We start from the raw sequence: 3385 nt of genomic DNA on the forward strand, positions 1-3385 counted from the left end.
CGTAGCGGCGGTCGTGGCCCGGGCGGTCGGCGACCCAGTCGAAGTCCTCGGGGTCCCTTCCCATAGCCTCCAGGATCATGCGGAGCACGGTGATGTTGTTCTTCTCGCCGTTCGCGCCGATGAGGTAGGTCTCCCCCATGCGGCCCCTGGTGAGGATGTCCCAGACGGCCGAGGAGTGGTCCTCGGTGTGGATCCAGTCGCGCACGTTCTCGCCCTTCCCGTAGAGCTTGGGGCGGACGCCGTCGACGATGTTCGTGATCTGCCTGGGGATGAACTTCTCCACGTGCTGGTAGGGACCGTAGTTGTTGGAGCAGTTGGAGATCGTGGTCCTGAGGCCGTAGGTGCGGGTCCAGGCGCGCACGAGCATGTCGGAGGACGCCTTGGTCGAGCTGTAGGGGCTCGACGGATGGTACGGCGTCTCCTCGGTGAACTTGGCCGGGTCGTCGAGCGCCAGGTCGCCGTAGACCTCGTCGGTGGAGACGTGATGGTAGCGGACGCCGTGCTTCCTCACGGCCTCCAGCAGGCGGAAGGTGCCCTCGACGTTGGTGCGCAGGAACGGCTCGGGGTCGGCGATGGAGTTGTCGTTGTGGGACTCGGCGGCGTAGTGCACGATCGCGTCGTGGCCCGGCACGATCCTATCGAGTAGCGCGGCGTCGCAGATGTCGCCCACGACGAGCTCCACGCGGTCCGCGGGCAGCCCGGCGATGTTCTCGGGGTTGCCGGCGTAGGTCAGCTTGTCCAGGACGGTCACGTGCACGCCGGGGTGGTTGTCGACCACGTAGTGCACGAAGTTGCTGCCGATGAAGCCGCAGCCGCCCGTGACGATGATGTTCCTGGGGGAGAAGGTCTCCTCTGCCATGTTCGTATCTCCTCGGTTCCTAGTACTCGCGCGGGCTGTTGACGATCTCGCCGGCGGCGACCTTCTTGAGGTGCCGGCCGTAGACCGACTTGCCGTAGGCCTTCGCGGCCTCCTCCAGCTCGGCGGTGGTGATCCAGCCGTTCTCCCAGGCGATCTCCTCGGGCACCGAGACCGGCAGGTCCTGGGAGTGCTCCACGGCGCGGACGAACTCCGCGGCCTCGTGCAGGCTCTCCATGGTGCCGGTGTCCAGCCACGCGTAGCCGCGGCCGAGGGTGACGACGGACAGCGTCCCCTCCTCCAGGTACATCTGGTTGAGCGTGGTGATCTCCAGCTCGCCGCGGGCCGATGGCTTGACCTCGTGCGCCTTGGCGGCCACGTCGCCCGGGTAGAAGTACAGGCCGGTGACGGCGTAGGAGCTCTTGGGGCGCTCGGGCTTCTCCTCGATGGAGACGGCCCTCCCCTCGCCGTCGAACTCCACGACACCGAAGCGCTCGGGGTCGTCCACGTGGTAGCCGAAGACCGTGGCGCGACCGGACTCTGCGTTCTGGACGGCGCGCGTCAGGTGGCGCGACAGGCCGTTGCCGTAGAAGATGTTGTCGCCGAGCACCAGGGCGCACGGCTCGCCGGCGATGAACCCCTCGCCGATGGTGAAGGCCTGGGCCAGGCCGTCGGGGCTGGGCTGCTCGGCGTAGGACAGGTTCACGCCATAGCGCGAGCCGTCCCCGAGCAGGCGCTCGAAGTTGGGCAGGTCCGTCGGCGTGGAGATGACCAGGATGTCCCTGATGCCCGCCAGCATGAGGGTGCTAAGCGGGTAGTAGATCATGGGCTTGTCGTAGACCGGCAGCAGCTGCTTGGAGGTCACGAGCGTGAGCGGGTACAGGCGGGTGCCGGACCCGCCGGCGAGGATGATGCCTTTCATTAGCTATAGCCTTTCTTTTCTTGCGGCCCGACGGCCAGAGCGATTTCCAATAAATCGAGCAAAGCAATCAATGCCAAATGCCCCGAGCTCAACAAACGATCGATCCTCAATCAGTTGTTTAACGACCCGTTTTACCAGACGCCCTCCCTCGCCAATCTCAGATGGACAAGCTATGAGCTCACGATTGATTTCGAGAAAATGACCAATGGCATAATTACGGTGAAATTGTTCGACCGGAGTGAGGTTATGCGAGTGGTACACACACGCATCGGCAGCATACGCAACCAAATAACCCGCCCCTACAGCCTTTGCGGCCATAAGCATGTCCTCGCTCATATCAGTTCTACCGAAACCTCCAAGCTCGAAATAAGAGCTCCTTCGGTATGCAGAGCAGACATCCGTCGCAAAATAAGCCTTGATTCCCATTACTGGAATGTCATCTTTAGACCGAACATTTGACGTGGGGCCGTAGTTAAATTCCCTAACCAATCGTTCGAATTCGCGGGCATCTTTTTTTGGGAGCTGGCGACCCGATGAAATGGCAACACGGCTATCAGCAAGAATTGGTTCGACAAGGTTCTCGATATATCGCTCGTCAGCCGGAACGGCATCCTGAGTCATAAAGCAAACAATGTCTCCAAAAGACTCTTTAAACGCCATGTCACGAGTAAGTCCGTGATTAAAATCGGAACGATCGATCTCGATAACCCGAACGCCATCGACACTCGAAGCGATTTCCACGGTGGAATCGGATGATGCGGAATCAACGACAATAATTTCGTCAGGACAACAGGTTTGCGAAAGCAGTCTATTCAACAACTCACCAATTTCAGCCTGAGCATCAAGAGTTGGAATCACGAGAGAAATTGACATGTGCCTAACACCTTCCCATCAAATGGAAAGCAGCACGAATTTGTAAGTAATCAAAGTGCGGTTCAACAAAATCAATCATGAGGCACCCTCCCCCGAGAACACCTCAAAGACAGTCAGGACGACTATTTTCAAATCGAATAACAAGCCCCTTTTGGCGATATATTCAAGATCGCGACGAACCATGCCATCGAAATCCGTGTCGTTACGGTCGGTCACCTGCCACCATCCGGTAATGCCTGGTTTAACGGCCAAACGCTGCAGGTCGTACTCGGTGTACAGAGCCACCTCGTTCGGCAGCGGCGGGCGCGGGCCGACGACGGACATCTGGCCCAGGAACACGTTCAGGAACTGCGGGAACTCGTCGATGGAGTGCTTGCGGATGAACCTGCCGATCTTGGTGACGCGGGGGTCGTCCTTCATTTTGAACATTGCGCCGGCGATCTCGTTCTGTTCCTTGAGCTCGGCGAGACGCTCGTCGGCGTCCCTGTACATGGAGCGGAACTTCCACATGCGGAAGGTGGACAGGCTGCCGTCGCGGTGGGTCCTGCCCACGCGGACCTGGCTGTAGAACGGGTTGCCCTCGCTCTCCAGTCGGATAACCGCGGCGAGCAAAAGGCTGGGCACGGTGATGATGACGAGTACAACACCGCTGAACACGATATCGAACGTGCGCTTTATGGCCCGGTAGGCCAGGCGCGAGCGATCCCAGTCCATGATGGATTGCATGGCCTTGT

At 60.0% G+C, this 3385-nt stretch carries 4 protein-coding genes; all 4 read right to left on the minus strand.

The window, feature by feature from the left end:
* Positions 1 to 859: dTDP-glucose 4,6-dehydratase (rfbB, locus tag ABHR76_RS09680; protein WP_346977569.1), on the minus strand; the 859-nt coding region annotated here is incomplete at its 3' end.
* Between the two features lie 19 nt (positions 860 to 878).
* Positions 879 to 1778: a glucose-1-phosphate thymidylyltransferase RfbA gene (gene rfbA / locus ABHR76_RS09685; RefSeq protein WP_346977571.1), complete on the minus strand. Its 900-nt coding sequence runs from the start codon at positions 1776 to 1778 to the stop codon at positions 879 to 881.
* 3 nt (positions 1779 to 1781) lie between these two features.
* The gene (locus tag ABHR76_RS09690) at positions 1782 to 2651 is read right to left on the minus strand and encodes a glycosyltransferase family 2 protein (RefSeq protein WP_346977573.1); all 870 of its coding nucleotides are present in this window, start codon (positions 2649 to 2651) and stop codon (positions 1782 to 1784) included.
* A 75-nt stretch (positions 2652 to 2726) separates the two neighbouring features.
* Positions 2727 to 3385: sugar transferase (locus ABHR76_RS09695; protein WP_346977574.1), on the minus strand; the 659-nt coding region annotated here is incomplete at its 5' end.

The sequence above is a fragment of the Collinsella aerofaciens genome, from assembly GCF_039752985.1.
In the GTDB taxonomy this organism is placed as follows: domain Bacteria; phylum Actinomycetota; class Coriobacteriia; order Coriobacteriales; family Coriobacteriaceae; genus Collinsella; species Collinsella aerofaciens_BT.